This window comes from Cognatishimia maritima (assembly GCF_900129685.1).
Classification (GTDB): domain Bacteria; phylum Pseudomonadota; class Alphaproteobacteria; order Rhodobacterales; family Rhodobacteraceae; genus Cognatishimia; species Cognatishimia maritima.
In genome coordinates, this window is sequence record NZ_FQWM01000005.1 from 223,730 (window position 1) to 241,157 (window position 17,428).

The window sequence follows — 17,428 nt, forward strand, 5'->3', positions numbered from 1 at the left end:
ACCTATTCTCCCGGAACCGAGGCGGCGGGCCCTGGTGCGATGATCTCGCGATCACGCACCACCAGCATCGAATAGATGAACAACAGTGCGCCGATCACCACGGCCGCCCCAGCCCCGAAGCGCATCAGGTAAAAGACCGACAGGCTGTCCTGCACGTCCATGTAGTAATCCCCGACCACCCGCTGCATATGCGTCTGGATGGTGCCTGCGAAGGTCAGCACAAAGGTCATGAACGCCATGCCGCCGGTCATCAGCCAGAACGACACCATGTTCAGCACCTGGTTGTAGGGCGCCCGTTGGCGCAGCATCGGCATCGCGTAGGTGAACACCGCGAGATTCAGCGCCACATAGGCTCCGAAGAAGGCCAAGTGCCCGTGGGCTGCAGTGATCTGCGTGCCGTGGCTGTAGAAGTTGACGCCGTGCAGCGTGTGCAGAAAGCCCCAAACGCCCGCACCAAAGAAGGCAACAGTTGAAGATCCGAGCGACCACAGCAGTGCCGCCTTGTTCGGGTGGTTTTTGCGGCCCTTCCAGACCATGACGAAGGCGAAGCTCATCATCAGGAAGAACGGGATAACCTCGAAGGTCGAGAAGATCGAACCAATCCACTGCCAGTAGCCTGGAAGGCCGATCCAGTAGAAGTGGTGTCCGGTGCCAAGTATTCCAGAGAACAATGCGGTAGCGACAATGACATAAAGCCATTTCTCGACCACCTCGCGGTCAACACCCGTCAGTTTCAGCAGTAGAAAGGCGAGGATCGCGGCCATCACCAGCTCCCAGGTGGCCTCCACCCAGAGGTGCACGACGAACCACCAGTACATCTTGTCGAGGCTCAGGTTGTCGGGGTTAATGAAGGCAAAAATCCAAAGCAGCGACAGAAGCCACAAGCCCATCAACAGCACGTTAGTGATGGCCGTCTTCTTGCCCGCGAGCACCGTCATCGAGATGTTGAGAAGGAAGATCAGTGCGGCCACGAGGATACCGAACTTCACCCAAAGAGGTTGTTCCAAAAACTCGCGCCCACCGTGGATGCCGACGAGGTAGCTGCCGACCGCGCCAAGTGTGCCAACCAAAAGGATGATCAGCTGAACATAGGCCAGTTTGGGCGACCAAAGCTCACGATCCGATTCCTCCGGGATGAGGAAGTACGCCGCGCCAAAGAAGCCAAGCAGCAGCCACACGATCAGCGCGTTCGTGTGGATCATGCGGATCACGTTGAACGGCAAAAGCTCGGACAGGAAATTGGGCGAGACATAGACCCAGCCCGCGAGAAGCCCGCCCAGCACCTGAATGCCGAACAGCGCCATGGCCGCAAGGAAGTACCAGTAGGCCACTTTCTGTGATTGATATTTCATTGTTTCCTCTCCTTATCCGGCCTCGTTCGGCGGCCAGCCCTGGGTATCGGTCTGATCCGCCCAGCGGAGAAACTCCGCGAGACTGCGCATGTCCTCGTCCGTCAGTTCGTATTTCGGCATTTGCCTGCGCCCTTCGATTCCGCTGGGCTGGCTTTCGATCCAGGCCTTGAGAGTTTCGAACGCGTCTTCAGGGCTGTCGAGCACGCCCCAGCGTGTCATCACGTTGCCGACTTCAGGCGCGAAATACGCGCCCTCGCCATGCAGGCTGTGACAATTGATGCAGGAATTTTTCTCCCACACATGCTTGCCGCGAACCACCTCTTCGCTCAGCGGCATACCTGCCGTCGAGACGTTCACGACATATCTATGGGAGTGGACGGTCATCGCCACGAAAACCACGACAAAGAAAATCGAGCCCCCGTAAAAGATGTTTCGCGCCCGTGATTTTGTCAGAATTTCCGCCATAAGCCGGTCTCCTTGAATTCGGGATGACCGATCTCTAGCGCGGCACGAAACGTAAAAGTTTGCGCCAGCACAACGTTTTGCCTCTTTGGGAGTTTAGCCTCGGGTCATCAGGAGAAACACATGCGAAAAAAGAAACTCGATGATTACGATCTGCCGTTGTCAGAAATAATGTCCCGCTGGCCGCAGACAATTGCCGTTTTTAACAGGCACAAGATGCTTTGTGTCGGGTGCCTCATCAGCCCTTTTCACACGATCGCAGATGCCTGCGTCGAGTACAGTCTGGATGATGACGTGTTTGTCGCAGAGTTAATGGAAGCTGTGGGGCTATAGATCACTCTTGGGTTGGGAAATCACGACAAGCGCGTGCGGGTCCAGTACCTTGATGCGTTTACGCTTACTTTGCACCAGGCCCTGTTTCTCCCAGGCGCTGAGAAGGCGACTGGCCGTATGTAACGTGGTTGCGGTGAGTTCCGACAGGTCCTGCCGCGTGATTGGAAAATCAATCTCGATCCCGTCCGATACTTTGCGCCCTGTCTGATTGATCAGCCGAAGCAGCGCATTCGCGACCCTCTGCTCGACCTGCTGTGTTGCCATCTCCATCACCCGGTTGTGGATTTCACCCATACGGTCGCCAACGGTTTTGTAGGTCTCCGTCGCAAACCCGTCATAATCTGCAACAAACCCATCCCAAAGCCGGGTTGGCCAACTGAGCACGATCGATTCGGTCGCGGTCACAGCCGTTGCTGGGTAGGTCTCTCGCCCAATCGCCTTTGCAATTCCTAACAACTGCCCTGCGGGAATATGCAAAGCCGTCACTTGCTCCCCTGTCGGAGTAACCCGCACCACCCGCACATATCCATCAAGTAACATGAAAAAGCGTTCGGCGGGTGCGCCCTCATCAAAAATCGATACGCCTTCATCGTATCTGCGCGATGTCGCCTGATCCAGAATGCTGCGAATCTCGCGCTTCTCCAGTTTGGAGAAGGGTGTCAGATACGTCAGCAGGCTTTCATCGAGCCGCGGCAGAGTCTTGCGATGTGTTAAATCAGTCATCCTCGCAGTCATGCCACAACAGCTACCGTAATTTCCATCGCTTATCGGTTCGCAGTCATCAGCGGCGCGATCGAGTTTGAATTTGAGCCAGCGCAACGTTCTCTTCGGCGAAAATCTTTATCTTGTCCTCAACGAACAACGCGAACCGAAAGGAAAACGAAATGCTTCGCACTGTTGTATCAGGTCTCGCTCTCGCCGCCATGTTGGGGGGCGCAGCTCTTGCCGAGACCTTTGAGGTTCAGATGCTCAACAAGGGCGCGGATGGGGGACGGATGGTCTTCGAACCTGCTTTCATCCATGCGCAACCCGGCGACACGATCAAGTTCATCGCGGCGAATAAGGGCCACAATGCCGAATTGAACAAGGGCATGATGCCGGCGGGCGCAGAGGGTTTCAAAGGCAAGATCAACGAAGAAATCGAGGTCACTTTGGACGCGGAAGGCATCTATGGGGTGATCTGCAAACCGCACTTTGCAATGGGCATGGTGATGACCATCGCCGTTGGCGACGCTGAGGTGCCCGAAAACTTCTTCGAAGGTCGGGTTCCACAGAAAGCCAAAGAGCGGTTCGAAGCACAGCTCGCCAATCTCGCAACGAATTAACGGATCCGCGGGCCTGATGTCCGCCTTTCGAAACCAACCCTGAAGGAGGGTCCCATGACCAAATTCACCAATCCCGGCCTCATGAAGACAAGCCGCCGTAATGTACTGCGCGGCAGCATGCTCGTCGGTGCCGCTGCAATGACGGGATCCGGGGCAATGGCTGCACCTCGGGCACCAAAACTGCACGGCATCAATGCCGCGTCGGCCAAAATCTACAACGCTGCCGGCAAGGAAGAAGTGGCAAGCGATGCCAAACCAGCGGACCTTTCCGGCTACACCCGCGTGAAGCAGGAACTGGTCGCACCCCCCTTCGCGCCTGTGCATGAACAGGTTGCAACTGGGGGTCCGAAGATCGTTGAGATCACCATGGAGACCGAAGAGCGGCTTATTGTTGTCGACGAGGACAACGGCGCAAGCATCTGGGCTCTGACCTACAACGGCTCGGTGCCGGGCCCACTGATCGTTGTCCACGAAGGCGACATGGTCGAACTCACCCTGCGCAACCCCATGTCGAGCATGATGGAGCACAATATCGATTTCCACGCATCAACCGGCGCTCTGGGTGGCGGTGGCCTGACCCATGTCTATCCCGGCGAGGAATGCGTGCTGCGCTGGAAGGCAACCAAGCCTGGCTGCTTCACTTATCACTGTGCTCCGGGCGGAGACATGATCCCCTATCACGTCACGCATGGTATGAACGGAGCCATTATGGTGCTGCCGCGCGATGGCTTGAAGGACAAGGACGGCAATCCGCTGCGCTATGACAGCATCGCCTATTTCGGCGAGCAGGACTACTACCTGCCCAAGGACGAAAACGGCGCCTACCGCACCTACGAAGCAGCAGGCGACGACTATGCCGACAGCCTTGAGGTGATGCGTGGCCTTATCCCAACCCATTCGGTGTTCAACGGTGCCGTCGGTGCCCTGACGGGCGAAGGCGCGATCAAAGCCAAGGTTGGTGAGACTGTGCTGATGGTCCACAATCAGGCGAACCGGGACTCCCGTCCGCACCTGATCGGCGGGCATGGCAACTATGTTTGGGAAAGCTCGTTCACTGACGCGCCGTTGCAGGACATGGAAACCTGGTTCGTGCGGGGCGGCAGCGCTGTTGCAGCGATGTACACCTTCGAACAACCGGGTGTCTATGCCTACGTGAACCACAACCTCATCGAGGGTGTAATGCTCGGTGCGACCGCTCACGTGGTGGTCGAAGGACAGTGGGACAACGCACTAATGGAGCAGGTTGTCGCCCCGCGCAGTTTCGAAACCTAAGAGAGGAGCAGGACGATGTCGGCCGCTGCAATAACTGAGACAAGACTTGCTAAGACGTCCCTTGGTTTTGCCATCTTAAGTCTTGCAGCGGCAAGCATCGTCTGGGTCGCGCTTACGCAACGCGGCCCGGTTTCAGCCTATATGCCCGCGATGGCCGAGCGGGCCGTCGTTTTGCCAAATGGGCGTTCGGTCTACGTGCAAAAGTACGAAGTCACCGTGACCGAATGGAACAGATGCGCGAAGGACGGTGCCTGTGAGCTGACCTTGCGCGCACGACCCGACCAAGACCCTGCCACAACACCGGCAACCGGGCTGAACTATGTCGACGTTCAGCAGTATGTCTCTTGGATCAACAAAAGAAGCCGCCACGATTTCCGGCTACCAACTGTTGAAGAATGGAACTCGATGGCCGCACCTGTTCTTCCTGAGAAACCTGATCCAATCTTTACGGACCAGTCGTTAACCTGGGCGTCTAGCTATCTGGTTGAGGGCCTGGCCCCGCGAGCGCTCAGGCCTCAAGGAAGTTTTTCTGCTTCCCCCGAAGGCGTCGTCGATCTCGACGGCAGCGTGTGGGAATGGACGATGGAATGTTACGACGGATTGGATAGTGGCACTGCCCCTGATCGCTGTCCAGCATTCTTCGTCGGAGGCGAGCATTTGGCAGCGATGTCTTATCTGATCCGCGATCCCGCACGTGGAGGATGTGCCGTCGGTACGCCACCCGCTCACCTCGGGATGCGGCTGATCAGCGACAAAGCTGTTTGAGAGAGGCGCACTGTTGTCGAATTGTGTCATCGGAAGACTGCACCGAAGTGCAACTCACAAATCAAACGAATTCGCCGCAACAGCACAGATTTCCTGCGGCAATTAAAGCCGCGGCTACACAAGTCGGCTTCCTCCGCACCTTACCCATTCGCGGAACCCGAGATTTCGCTACCGCAGAGAAAAGCCACGACACCGGCTGCGACCGCAGCATTTCGACCGCCTGTCCAATGTCCTCTCTGGGTGGTCCACGGCAGCAGGTTACGAGCTACTGTCTTGTTTCAACGAAATATGAAACTAAAGTTTTGACGAGGTTTCAGAACTGGATGGAAAACATGTGGATTTGCAATTGCAACTGTGGTTCGGTTGAATTCGAAATCAAAACGCCACCTATGGAAATCTATGTCTGTCATTGCAGCATATGCCGAAGGTTTTCGGGCGGCGCCGGATTTCCTGTTGTTATTCTCAAAAACAAAGATTTCCGCTGGCTGAAGGGCGTTGAAAAGGTGCAGGTTTGGAAGAAGCCCGACGCAGACTGGGAATCTAATTTTTGCTCTATCTGCGGATCAGCACCTCCTGGCAAGAACGACAATGAACACACGTTCGTTCCAGCCGGGATGCTTTCTGATGCAATTGACGGTTTGGAAGTCAAACATCACTTATTTGTAGGCTCAAAGGCGAATTGGGACAAAATCGGTGATACCGGCAAACGACATGAAGGGTGCTTCACCAGCTAAAGATTATGAGCTTTTCACGGCTGCCCCGTTTATCACACAAAAAAGGGGATCGCTGCCATTGCCATCAAACTACCGGAAGGTAGCTTCCTGAGCGTTCAGAAATTTGCAGTTCTGATTAGGGCCGTTTGTCTCACGATACCGGGTCTGGCGGTAGTTCTGGTCAGAAACGCCTGCAACTGAACAAGGCCGATGAAAAGAGATTGAGTTGCCGTTTCCGAGCGCTGCCGGGCACTGCCGGGCACTGCCCGAGATCAACCCTTTTCTCGTTTTTTGCTTCGACCACAAGAAACGGATATTTTGCCACGCGAGGTTCCGGCTTTTTACCCTCAGACATCACTGAGGAGTAAAACAGGATGCAACTCAAAGACAAAACCGTGATCATCGCAGGCGCAAGCAGTGGCATCGGCGCCGCCGCTGCGCTTTTGTTCGCAAAAGAAGGGGCAAATCTTGTTCTTGGCGCACGTCGCGAGGGCGAACTTCGTTCGATCGCCAGCCAGATCACGCAAAGCAACGGGCGGGTCGTTTCCCTGCCTGGTGACGTGGGCGAAGAGGGCTATGTCAAGGCGTTGGTCGATCTTGCCGAAGGTGAATTCGGAGGCCTGAATGCTGCGCTGAACAATGCCGGCGCGATCGGCGATGCCGTTCCGGTGCCGGACATGAGCTCGGAGAATTGGGACGCGGTTGTCAAAACCAACCTTACCAGTGCCTTCTATGCCGCCAAACACCAAATCCCTGCCATGAAGCGCAGCGGGGGTGGGTCGATCATCTTCACGTCCAGTTTCGTTGGCCATACCGCCGCTTTCCCCGGAATGGGGGCTTACGCCGCCAGTAAGTCGGGTCTGATCGGGCTTGCCCAAGTTCTGGCAACGGAACATGGGGCCGATGGAATCCGAGCCAACACTTTGCTGCCGGGTGGCACAAAAACGGCGATGGCGGGAGACTGGGACACCAACGAAGGCACGAAGGGCTTCTTAGAGTCCCTTCATGCGCTCAAGCGCATGGCTGAACCAGAAGAGATCGCGAAAGCGGCGCTGTTCCTGGCGTCGGACAATTCTAGCTTTGTCACCGGAAGCGCCATGATCGTGGACGGCGGAAACTCGATCAACAAGGTCTGATCGGGTGCAATGCGCAAGAACCGGGCTGCTTTGCAGCCCGGTTCATCCCATGTGTCGCATAAGTGACTACGGAGAGGTTAAATGCAGACAGAGCTTTTCCCACTGGACGACACCAGACTTCTGCCGGACGGGGCCAAGATGCTGCGCGCGTTCGGCCAGCCATATCTTGCAGATATCAAAACTGCCTTGGACGATGTTCTGGTTCAGGCACCGACCCGGCACATGATCACGCCCGGAGGGCACAAGATGTCGGTCGCAATGACGAACTGCGGCGATTTCGGATGGGTCAGCGGCCCAAGCGGATATGCTTACCTGGATAGGGACCCTCTGACGGGGCGGCATTGGCCAAACATGCCGGAGGTATTCATGGCCCTGGCGCTGGATGCCGCTGCGCGGGCCGGGTACCCGTTGTTTACCCCGGACGCATGTCTGATCAATCTTTATGTGCCGGGAACCCGGCTGTCCCTGCACCAGGACAAGAATGAACGCGACTTTGATCACCCGATTGTCTCGGTGTCGCTGGGCCTGCCCGCGACGTTTGAAATCGGCGGGCTCAAGCGCAGCGACCCAGTTCAACTTGTCCCGATGCGGCACGGCGATGTGCTGGTTTGGGGCGGGCCATCGCGGTTGGCTTTTCATGGGGTACGCACCATTCGCAAGGGCATACATCCTGAGTATGGCGCGCAGCGCCTGAACCTTACGTTTCGCCGATCGCAATGATCGCTGGAACCACAGCGTCCAGGAGGGGCGCAGCTTTTCGCAAGTATTGAGCGAGGACATCATGCAAAACACTGATTATATGTGGGACGCCGTCGTGAACCGTGTTCCCAATCCAGACCCCCAATTTTTTTATGCCGTCGCCTCGACTGGCATCTACTGCCGCACCGATTGCCCATCGCGACGCCCCAAGCGCAAGAACGTAGCGTTCTATGACACGCCGCGCAGTGCTGAATCTCACGGCTATCGCCCCTGCCTGCGATGCAAGCCGGATCAGCAAGCCGCGCGCGACAAATGGGCCGAAATGATTGCCAAAGCTTGCCGCCTGATCGAGCAGGCCGAGGAAGAGCCAAAGCTGACGGAAATCGCAGACACGTTCGGCGTGAGCCCCTTCCACTTCCAGCGCAGGTTCAAAGCCGCACTTGGCGTGACACCCAAGGCTTATGCCAAGGCGCACCGCGTCGAAAAATTCAGGGCGCAGGTGGCGCAAAGCGAGGTGTCGATCACCACGGCGATTTATGATGCGGGTTACAACTCCAGCAGCCGGTTTTATGAGAACGCGACGCAGTCCCTAGGGATGACGCCAACTCAGCTGCGCAAGGGCGGCAAGGATGTCCGCATCCTCTTTGCAATCGGAGACTGCTCACTGGGCTCCGTGCTCGTCGCCAGTTCCGCAACCGGAGTCTGCGCGCTTCTTTTCGGCGACACGCCAGAGGCCGTACTCGAAGATCTTCAGTCGCGCTTTCCGAACGCCGATCTGATCGGCGACGATCTCGACTATCAGCGCGTGATCGGGCATGTGATCAGGTTTGTGGATGATCCATCGCGCGGTTTCGACCTTCCGCTCGACATTCGCGGCACGGCCTTTCAGCAAAAGGTTTGGGAAGCTCTGCGCGATATCCCGACCGGGGTCACGGCCAGCTATCAGGACATCGCCAACCGGATTGGCGCGCCCAAATCCTCTCGCGCGGTGGCGCAGGCCTGTGGTGCCAACAACATCGCCGTCGCGGTCCCCTGCCACCGGGTGGTGCGCTCGGATGGCGACCTGTCCGGATACCGCTGGGGCATCGAGCGCAAACGAGACCTTCTGCAACGCGAGGCAACGGCATGACACTTCAGCCATCAACCGACAACCTCGTCTCAGATCTTAACCGTTTTGGCTGTGCGACGCTAAAGGGGCTGCTTTCACCAGCCGAATGCACCGCGCTGTCCTCGATCTATCCGGGGAGTGACGCGTTTCGGAGCCACATCCACATGGCCCGGCATGGATTTGGAAAGGGCGAGTACAAGTATTTTTCCTATCCCCTGCCGCAACTTGTTCAGGATCTGCGCACGCAACTTTACCCATTGCTTGTTCCGGTCGCCAACGCGTGGAACGCGCGGATGGGATTGGACAGCCGGTTTCCCACCGATCATGCCGACTACCTGAAGGCCTGCCATGCTGCTGGACAGCTGCGCCCGACGCCACTGTTGCTGCAATACGGGACTGGCGATTTCAATTGCCTTCATCAGGATGTCTACGGAGAGCTGCTGTTCCCGCTTCAGGTCGCGGTGCTACTGTCTCAGCCCGGTGCAGATTTCGAAGGCGGGGAGTTTGTCCTGACCGAGCAACGACCGCGTATGCAAAGCCGGGCAGAGGTTGTAACGCTGAATCAAGGTGATGCTGTCGTCTTTGCAGTGCGAGACCGGCCCGTCGCCGGCACCAAGCGCGATTATCGCGTGAAGATGCGCCATGGCGTCAGCCGCATCAAAAGCGGGACCCGGCACACATTGGGTATCATCTTTCACGACGCCCAATAGGGCTGAGCCTACCGCAATCGCAGGGAACCCCGAACGCCCTCAATCTGGCGTTCGGGGAATTTTTCAGGTGAGCCATGGGTTAGAGCGTCTGACAATGTGCGAAAAAGGGCTCATTCCACGGAGAACGACAAAACAAACTGATCGGGAACCGTGGCGACCACTGTATTCGGGGCAACATCAAAAGGTGTTCGGAACGAGTTGCCTGACACGTCTTCGAGATCGGCCTTGATCACAACCCGGTAAGACCCGGCGGCCCAGTCTCGATCTGGCATGAAGCGCCAGCCGGGGGTGCCCAAGTCGGTCTCGATCCGGCCCGCAACCTCATTCCCGATCGCGTCCAGAACACGGACATTCTGCTCAAGACCCACTTGATCTAGGGAAACATCGGTACCCACCAAAAGTGGGTCGGTCCGGTCCAGCGGTGGCATCACATCCCAGTCTTCAAGGTCCAGTTGGGCATAGACCGGCGATTCCACCGCAAAGGCAAATTCATGATCCGCGCCCAACGGCGTCCCGTCGGCGGCGCGCATGTCCCCCGAAACCATCAGCGTATATGTCCGACCGGGCTCAAGCGGCGTTCCAACCGTCAGGTTCGGACCAACACCCCGCTTAAGCCGACCGGGATCGAATAGGATGGTCAGCCGCGTTTGCGTGTCATTCCAAAGACCGCGCCGAAGATTAAGGAAGGGATCGCGAAGCGGCACCCCCTTTTCGTCGAGGATTGAAATATGTCGATAGACATCACCTTGCGCCATAGGTTGAGAGTACCCGACGTGGATGCGCAGCACATTGGACGGCAAGACCTTTGAGGGTGGGTGGATCGCAAGCACCCGTGGTGCGGATTGCGCTGCCGGACTTTCCATCGCGAAACGTGCCTGAGGCTGCCAGCCTTCCCTGCACCCCCCTGTGGGACAATCCGGGTGTATCTCGACACGGTAGAAGGTGTTCGCGCGAAATGGGAACTGCGGTTGGAATAGGATGTGCGCGGTTTGCCGCTGCGCAACACCCGCAAGCGGAACCGTGGTGGCAACGCCTTCGAGAAATACGCGGACTGCCATGCCATCAGGCAAGGGGCGGTCGGCCTCTGCTTGCACAATCAGTGCTTCGCCAACCGATGTGGGGGGCAGGACCGCGACCCCCTCCAGCGCAAATGCGGAATGCACCGGCGCAAAAAGCGCCGATGCAAAAGCCAAGATTGGCCAGAGACCCGATTTCATCGTTTCAGCCGTTCGTGATTGCGGAAGCCAAACGGATCCGCGGCGCCTTCGAAGTTCATCTCGACGACGTGGATCGCGCGATCCAGGAAGAACGGAACCGGGATCGAAACTAGGTCCAGCTTGCGCGAATCCTTCACGTTCCGACGCACCGCAACCGACCAGTACGGGTTCAGCATAGCCAAGTGCTCGGCTTCGGTCGGCATCGGGAATTGGCCGATACCGGCAGGGCCGAAGTTGTTGGGTGCCTCCGTTGGCATGGCCTCGACGCTGCCGATGTCCGCCAACGAAACACGCTTGGCCGAACGACTTGTGCTGGTGATCAGAACATAATCGTTTTGATCCATCGGATCGGTATAGCTGATCATGTCGATCGGGGTGCTGCCATAGCCCAGTTCTCCGATCATCTCACCCCGCACATGCGCCCCATCCTTCAACTCGCTCAGGGGAATACGCACGAGGGGCGTACAGGCATAAACCGCCACAAGAGTCGGTACGCCGTTGATCTCGTGGATCTGCTGGCTGATGATAGGAGCGCAGGTTTCAAACTGGGCGTGGACCGCATGCCAGATTTCGATTGAAGATGTGGCGACCTCACCAGTGAACGGATAGGCGATGCGGCGAAGGTTCGACGCAAAGTCACCAGTGCCGACACCGGCGACAAAGATCTCACCCTCGTAGAAGTCGATATCGGTGATCGCGAGGTCGCGCAGGTCCTGCCCGAACTCCAGCCCGTCAGATCCGGGCAGATCTCCAACCGATGTCTGGCTGTAGGACGCCGCCGTCAGATCGACAAGTGCCACAGTGCCCTGATCGACTTTGACGATCACCGGCTCGGCATCCGGGCCAACACCCCGATGCACCGACAGAAACACCTGTTGGCTGGACGGGTGTACTGCCATGTCATTGATCATGACGTCATAGGGGTGAACCCCCAGAAGCCCGGCAATCTCGGCGTCGATATTATTGACAAGCGTCCAGCCTTCAGAGGTTTCCATCCGCCCCAGGAAAACCTCGGACTGATTGGCGAAATCCTCGGCGTCGAAGTCGAAGGCATGCACAACACCGGCTTTGCTGTCGCCCACAAAAAGGACGTCGCCGTCCCCGAATGCAAGCGCCCCGGCGGAGCGCATCGCACCCACCTCATCCGCCGAGATCGTCGTCGCGGCACACAAAATTCCGGCCAGAGACGTGGCTCTGGCAACTGACTTTAGTTTCATCATTTTCCCTTTCGCTGCCAAATGGCAGTCTCGCAGTTTGGAGGTGCGATGAATCACATCGTGTGGCAAAATCGGTGGCACATGGAGCACAGCCGCAATTAGGCCTTCCTCGTCCGTTTTGCCGACGTGTCCTCATCGTCACTCACCAGGTTTTGGCAGCGCGTGACCGAACAAGAACTCCGGTTCTTGCGGCCATAGTGGTTTTCTAGTGCCGAAGGGAATTGTCAGAGACGCGTTTTGCCGTCGTGAAGGCATTTACCGGGGTGACTACTACAAATGGTCAAAGGGCTTCATAGACGCCTGGATGAAGCAGCTCGCTGGTGACACGGCCCGGGCCGCCGCCAACACGGACGAAGTGAAGGATACTCTTGATCTGGCCTTGCTGGCATCTGACTGCAACCAAGTTCATGTCGTGCATAAGCCGCGCCTGCTCATAACCAACGTCACACCTGCCGACGTCTATTTCGGGCGTGACAAAGCCATTCTAAAACAGAGAGACGGGGACGAACGAAAGACCCGCGAAGCACGCCATTTGCATCACAGCCAGCGCGCCGCATAGTTAAACCAATTAGAAGGGCCAAACTCTCTCTTAGTTTAAGCTGCCATTGCCTCCAAAAACCCTGACGGCGGACAGTGTCAGAGCAATCAGCGCATACGCACAAACATCCTTTTTGTGATGGCTTATGCGTCGTTTTTAGGCGCCTCAGCTTTCTCGGAAACTTGCGCGAAGGCTATCGACGAATGGAGTGATGAGATAATCAAGCACTGTGCGTTCGCCGGTCAAAAGCATGACGTCGGCGGGCATGCCAACGCTAAGTGAGACAGCATCACCCATTGCAGCGACTTCGTCCGCGCGGACAGTGACTTTCGCGAGAAAATATGGCTCGCCGGTGCGTTCATCCACGAGACGGTCAGCTGAAATGCTTTGAAGCGCGCCGTACAGCCGTGGCAGATTGCGTTGCGTATAGGCTGTCAGAAGGACCTGCGCCTGCATGCCCGGGTAAACAGTGTCGATGTCCTGTGGGCTGACACGTGCATCAATGATCATGACAGAGTCGTCAGGCACAATATCCAAGATCGCATCCCCTGGTCGCAGCACGCCGCCCGATTCCGTGGTGACCTTAATATTCAGAACCTGCCCAGAAATCGGCGCGACCACCGTTGTGCGCCGTAATGCATCCTGACGTTCAGGAAGTTGAGACCGCAATGTCGCGACCTCATTGCGGACACGGCTGAGTTCCTCGCTGACCTCTTCACGGGTTTGTTGATTCAGGGCCGAGAGCTGCAGCTCCGTCTCCCCTATCTGTTGACCCAAACGTGCAATGGAGGCGCGGTTTGAGGCACGTTCTGCTTTCAGGTCCGCTTCCTGACGTTGTAGGGTCAGCAAAGGCGACAAGCGTTGCAGCCCTTGCTCATACAGTCCGCGCGTAACGTCAATTTCTTGGGTCAACAAGGCAAGTTGTTCGTTCTGTGCAAGGATCACTTCATCCAGACCTGCGATTTCCTCATTTAGCTGATCAATACGCTTGGCAAGAATACGGGCCTGTGCCGACAGACTATCCCGGCGGCTTTCAAACAGCTGTTTCTGCCCCTTTTGTGCAATTTCGACCTGCGCGGGCGCTACTTCGGTCAATGTGTCGGGAAAATTGAAAGAGACCACGGATTGTTCGTTAATTTCGGCAATCAAGCGCGCCTCGGTTGCCAGCAAAAAGATCAATCGCTCTCGGAGTTCGTCAAGGCGCGCAAGAGCGCGCACGTTTTCAAGTGTAATCAGCGTTTCGCCGGAGGTCACTTTTTGACCCTCTCGCACATGAATACGTTCAATGATGCCACCTTCCAGATGCTGAACCGTTTTGCGAGATCCATCAGGGCTAACGACACCCGGTGCAACCGCGGCGCTGGACAAAGGCGCGTGGGCCGCCCAACCGCCAAAAAATCCAAAGAAGAGTAGCGCAACGATCAGGCCAAGCCAGCGCGCGCTGCGTGTCACATGCGCGAGCGATCCACCCGTTTGGTCAGGGATATCTTTCCGCAGCAAAACGCGTACCAGCAAAAGCGCGACGAGGAAAAAAATGACGCCAAAGGTGATAATGGCGGCGTCCCCGGCGGAAAGCGTCGTAGGGTTTGCCTCACTAAATTGTGCTGACTGATTTTCAACATCAGCGAATAGGTTGAACCACATGTCTTTCAAAGTAGTGAGACTGCGCATTTGTCACTCCGCTGCGTGAGGTTTCTGGTGCGGCACACGGTCTTTCGGAATCATGTCTTTCAATATTTCATCACGGTCTCCGAATTTGATCATCGTCCCGGCGTTGACGACGGCGATCTTGTCCGCCTGCTTTAACAAGGACGGCACGTGGGTGACGACGACAACCGTCTGAGCTGCCGCTTTCATCAATTGCAAAGCCTTTTGCAGCGCGATCTCACCGTTCCCGTCAAGGTTTGAGCTCGGCTCGTCCAGAACCAAAAGACTTGGGTCCCCATAAAGTGCACGCGCGAGGCCTATGCGTTGCTTCTGGCCGCCAGAAAGCTGATCGCTATAGAGCCCGAGTTGGGTTTCATAGCCTTCGGGCAGCGAAAGGATCATATCATGGGCACCGGACTTTTGGGCCGCAGCGAGAACCTTTTCGTCAATGACGGGACCCATACGTGCGATGTTCTCTGCAATTGTGCCTGAGAAAAGATCGACATCCTGCGGCAAAAACCCGACATAGCGCCCACGTTCTTCACTTGGCCACTCTTGCATATCCGCACCGTCAAGGCGAACCTCGCCAAAGCTCGGCTTCCACGCCCCGACGAGTAGCCGGCACAGGCTGGATTTACCGCTGCCTGACGGCCCGAGAACCGCGCAAATCTGACCCGGAGACAACTGGAATGTTACGGTTTTGATCAAAGCTTCCTGTGTCTCTGGCGCGAGATACCTAAGCTCCCGTGCACTCAGTCGGCCTTTTGGTTTCTCCAGGCTAATGCGGTCAGCCGGCGCATCCGTAATACGAAACAGATGTGCAAGTTTGGCCTTGGCAAGTCGATAAGACCCAAACCCTTTCCATGCCGATATCGCACGTTCAACAGGTGAGAGCGCGCGCGCAAGAATGATTGACGCCGCGATCATTCCCCCCGCTGTAAGTTCCGCCCGCAGCACCAGTGCTGCCCCAGCTCCAAGGATTGCAATCTGAAAGCCTAAGCGGATCGACCGTGACATATTGTAGAGGATAAGCGCCGCTTCAACGGCACCCGCGCCCTCGCGCTCGGCCTCACCATAGCGTTGCCTCCATCGCTGCGCGACGGTTTCCGTCATGCCCATCCCTTCTAGCACATCGGCGTTGTGCACAAAGGCTTCAGCATCGCCATAGACTTGGCGCATATGCGCGTTGGATTGCGCCATTGGTCGGCGCGTTATGACATCATTTAGGATCCCAATGGTCAGCAGGACCACAGCGCCGGTAACAGCTATGACGCCCAGAATAGGGTGCATGAGCCAAATGATTGCAATAAAGACCGGTGACCAGGGCGCATCAAAGAACGCCAATATGGCGTCGCCACCGACAAAATTGCGCAGATCACGTACGTCCCCTAGGCTGGCCGGGCTGCGCCCCACTTTGAGGCGCGCAGACACATTCCGGCGCAGAATTTCAGGCGACAGGTTCTCGACAATCCAAGTACTGTTACGTGACAGGATCTTGCGGCGTGCAAATTCAAGAAACCCGTATGAGAGAATGGCAAGCACAGCGATGATTGTCAGCCAAATTAAGGTGTCGATAGACCCGCTCGCCAGCACGCGGTCAAAAACCTGAAGCATATAAATTGAAGAGACCAGCAAAAGCAGGTTTGTCAGAAAACTAAGGACAAAAAGGCTGGGAAACTGTTGTCGCCCAGCTTTCAGAATCTTTTCCAGCAGATTTCGTTGCGCCATCAATATCCCTCAAACCATCGTATGGATCGCAACGATGCGATCGGTCGTGCACGGCTCGCCCCAGAAATGGAAAGGGCGACCCGATCGGGTCGCCCTGATTCCGGATTATGCAACGAACAGCTCGTAAGCGTCTTCGGCATCAAAGTAGTTCTGAGCCGTTTGTTTGGATAGATCATCGCCATCCATCACGGTTTGAACAAAGGTTCCGCTTTCCGCGTCAAAGACCTGTCCGTTGTTGTTGTAGGCATCAAGCTCATTGTGCGCTGCAGACCCGTAGTCCTTCCAGTCTTTCTGCATCGCTTTTTTGCTGCCCTTCATTTCATTATCCATGATGAACATGATCGCAGCTTCGTAGGAGTCCTCGATGTCGCCATCCATGATCACATCATCGCTGCCCGCCAAACTGGAGTTGTTCAGCAGATTGAGGAACGTCGCACCAACATCGCGCTGCAGAACTTCGACATAGTCACGTTTGCCGGTCCCGCCACCTTCGACCCAGCCGCAAAGCTCTTCGAACGTCAGGGCAATGTCGTCGCCGTCCAATACTCCGTTGCCGTTTTCATCCCAGACAAGGAAGTGATCGTTAATCCCGTCGCCTCCTTCAAGGTCGATGCCATATTTGATCAGTAGATCCTCTTCACTCCATCCTTCTTCTTCGAAGTCTTTATTGCCATCTGGAATGCCGTCGCCATTAGCGTCGCCTTGGTTGTCCGGGTCGCCATCATAAAGCGACTTACCCAAGGTGGACTGCCAGAAGCCCGGCGTCCGGTTGGCACCTTCCATCATATGGTTCCCGAAGTTGCCATCTTCGGTTTCCCTATAGGTCCCTTCGACAACCGCACCGCTGGCGACATCAATGCTGTATCCGCCATAGGTTTGGGTATAGCCCGGCTCCACGCCTTCATAGACATAGAGTGTTGTGGCACCGTTGATCTCAGCAGGGGTGACATCTTGGAATGAATAGAAGCCATCGTAGGTGCCATCATTCTCTGTGGTCATCATACGGATGAAACCATTAGTTGGGTCTTCGTCGGTATCTAAGTAGATTACGAAGTCGTTCAGCCCTTTTTCACCTTCATCCCAGACTCCGTTGCCGTTGATATCGGCCCACTTGTAGCCAGTGATATCGATGTTATCGAAGTTGCCGAAGTTCAGCGCTTCCGCAACGCCCTGCGTGCCATTCGCATCCTGACCTGACACACCAAC

General features: G+C 56.5%; 18 protein-coding genes. 10 read left to right on the forward strand and 8 right to left on the reverse strand.

Annotated features, from left to right (window positions below; genetic code table 11):
• Positions 1 to 2: 2 nt before the first annotated feature.
• Positions 3 to 1,352, reverse strand: a complete 1,350-nt coding sequence (locus tag BUA39_RS12285) for a cbb3-type cytochrome c oxidase subunit I (RefSeq protein ID WP_072793498.1) — start codon at positions 1,350 to 1,352, stop codon at positions 3 to 5.
• A 12-nt stretch (positions 1,353 to 1,364) separates the two neighbouring features.
• Positions 1,365 to 1,817: a c-type cytochrome gene (locus tag BUA39_RS12290; protein ID WP_072793499.1), complete on the reverse strand. Its 453-nt coding sequence runs from the start codon at positions 1,815 to 1,817 to the stop codon at positions 1,365 to 1,367.
• Positions 1,818 to 1,937: 120 nt separating this feature from the next.
• Here BUA39_RS12290 and BUA39_RS12295 point away from each other — a divergent pair, with 120 nt between their 5' ends.
• On the forward strand, positions 1,938 to 2,147 hold the full coding sequence (locus tag BUA39_RS12295; protein WP_072793500.1) for a DUF1858 domain-containing protein: 210 nt from the start codon (positions 1,938 to 1,940) through the stop codon (positions 2,145 to 2,147).
• On the opposite strand, the gene BUA39_RS12300 is transcribed toward BUA39_RS12295, so the two are convergent.
• Entirely contained in the window at positions 2,142 to 2,870 is a 729-nt protein-coding gene (locus BUA39_RS12300) for a Crp/Fnr family transcriptional regulator (RefSeq protein ID WP_110721851.1), read from the reverse strand. The genes BUA39_RS12295 and BUA39_RS12300 overlap by 6 nt on opposite strands.
• A gap of 161 nt (positions 2,871 to 3,031) precedes the next feature.
• Here BUA39_RS12300 and BUA39_RS12305 point away from each other — a divergent pair, with 161 nt between their 5' ends.
• The 8 genes from BUA39_RS12305 to BUA39_RS12340 all read left to right on the forward strand — a co-directional run bounded on the left by BUA39_RS12305 (position 3,032) and on the right by BUA39_RS12340 (position 9,875).
• Entirely contained in the window at positions 3,032 to 3,472 is a 441-nt protein-coding gene (locus BUA39_RS12305; RefSeq protein WP_072793501.1) for a pseudoazurin, read from the forward strand.
• Between the two features lie 54 nt (positions 3,473 to 3,526).
• Complete coding sequence (gene nirK, locus BUA39_RS12310) at positions 3,527 to 4,744, forward strand: copper-containing nitrite reductase (RefSeq protein ID WP_072793502.1); 1,218 nt, start codon at positions 3,527 to 3,529, stop codon at positions 4,742 to 4,744.
• A 15-nt stretch (positions 4,745 to 4,759) separates the two neighbouring features.
• Entirely contained in the window at positions 4,760 to 5,509 is a 750-nt protein-coding gene (locus BUA39_RS12315; RefSeq protein ID WP_072793503.1) for an SUMF1/EgtB/PvdO family nonheme iron enzyme, read from the forward strand.
• Positions 5,510 to 5,556: 47 nt separating this feature from the next.
• The gene (locus BUA39_RS16925; protein ID WP_207546227.1) at positions 5,557 to 6,243 is read left to right on the forward strand and encodes a GFA family protein; all 687 of its coding nucleotides are present in this window, start codon (positions 5,557 to 5,559) and stop codon (positions 6,241 to 6,243) included.
• A gap of 353 nt (positions 6,244 to 6,596) precedes the next feature.
• Positions 6,597 to 7,358, forward strand: coding sequence for an SDR family oxidoreductase (locus BUA39_RS12325; protein WP_072793504.1), 762 nt, complete (start codon positions 6,597 to 6,599; stop codon positions 7,356 to 7,358).
• Positions 7,359 to 7,439: 81 nt separating this feature from the next.
• Positions 7,440 to 8,078, forward strand: a complete 639-nt coding sequence (gene alkB / locus BUA39_RS12330) for a DNA oxidative demethylase AlkB (RefSeq protein ID WP_072793505.1) — start codon at positions 7,440 to 7,442, stop codon at positions 8,076 to 8,078.
• Positions 8,079 to 8,139: 61 nt separating this feature from the next.
• Positions 8,140 to 9,186 (forward strand): bifunctional DNA-binding transcriptional regulator/O6-methylguanine-DNA methyltransferase Ada, encoded by a 1,047-nt coding sequence (gene ada / locus BUA39_RS12335; protein WP_072793506.1) that lies wholly within the window; start codon positions 8,140 to 8,142, stop codon positions 9,184 to 9,186.
• Positions 9,183 to 9,875: a 2OG-Fe(II) oxygenase gene (locus tag BUA39_RS12340; RefSeq protein WP_072793507.1), complete on the forward strand. Its 693-nt coding sequence runs from the start codon at positions 9,183 to 9,185 to the stop codon at positions 9,873 to 9,875. The genes ada and BUA39_RS12340 overlap by 4 nt, the downstream gene beginning before the upstream one ends.
• 110 nt (positions 9,876 to 9,985) lie before the next feature.
• Here the strand turns inward: BUA39_RS12340 and BUA39_RS12345 are convergent, their stop codons facing one another.
• The gene (locus BUA39_RS12345) at positions 9,986 to 11,092 is read right to left on the reverse strand and encodes an Ig-like domain-containing protein (RefSeq protein ID WP_072793508.1); all 1,107 of its coding nucleotides are present in this window, start codon (positions 11,090 to 11,092) and stop codon (positions 9,986 to 9,988) included.
• Positions 11,089 to 12,309, reverse strand: a complete 1,221-nt coding sequence (locus BUA39_RS12350) for a hypothetical protein (RefSeq protein ID WP_131814600.1) — start codon at positions 12,307 to 12,309, stop codon at positions 11,089 to 11,091. Before BUA39_RS12350 ends, BUA39_RS12345 begins: the two co-directional genes overlap by 4 nt.
• Before the next feature lie 304 nt (positions 12,310 to 12,613).
• Here BUA39_RS12350 and BUA39_RS16610 point away from each other — a divergent pair, with 304 nt between their 5' ends.
• Entirely contained in the window at positions 12,614 to 12,868 is a 255-nt protein-coding gene (locus BUA39_RS16610; protein ID WP_084604954.1) for a hypothetical protein, read from the forward strand.
• Between the two features lie 144 nt (positions 12,869 to 13,012).
• Here BUA39_RS16610 and BUA39_RS12360 read toward each other — a convergent pair whose 3' ends face one another.
• From BUA39_RS12360 to BUA39_RS16840, 3 genes are all read right to left on the reverse strand, one after another.
• On the reverse strand, positions 13,013 to 14,518 hold the full coding sequence (locus BUA39_RS12360; protein ID WP_084604956.1) for an HlyD family type I secretion periplasmic adaptor subunit: 1,506 nt from the start codon (positions 14,516 to 14,518) through the stop codon (positions 13,013 to 13,015).
• 3 nt (positions 14,519 to 14,521) lie between these two features.
• Complete coding sequence (locus tag BUA39_RS12365) at positions 14,522 to 16,222, reverse strand: type I secretion system permease/ATPase (RefSeq protein ID WP_072793510.1); 1,701 nt, start codon at positions 16,220 to 16,222, stop codon at positions 14,522 to 14,524.
• Positions 16,223 to 16,327: 105 nt separating this feature from the next.
• The coding region (locus BUA39_RS16840) for a hypothetical protein (protein ID WP_207546228.1) at positions 16,328 to 17,428 on the reverse strand (1,101 nt) is incomplete at its 5' end.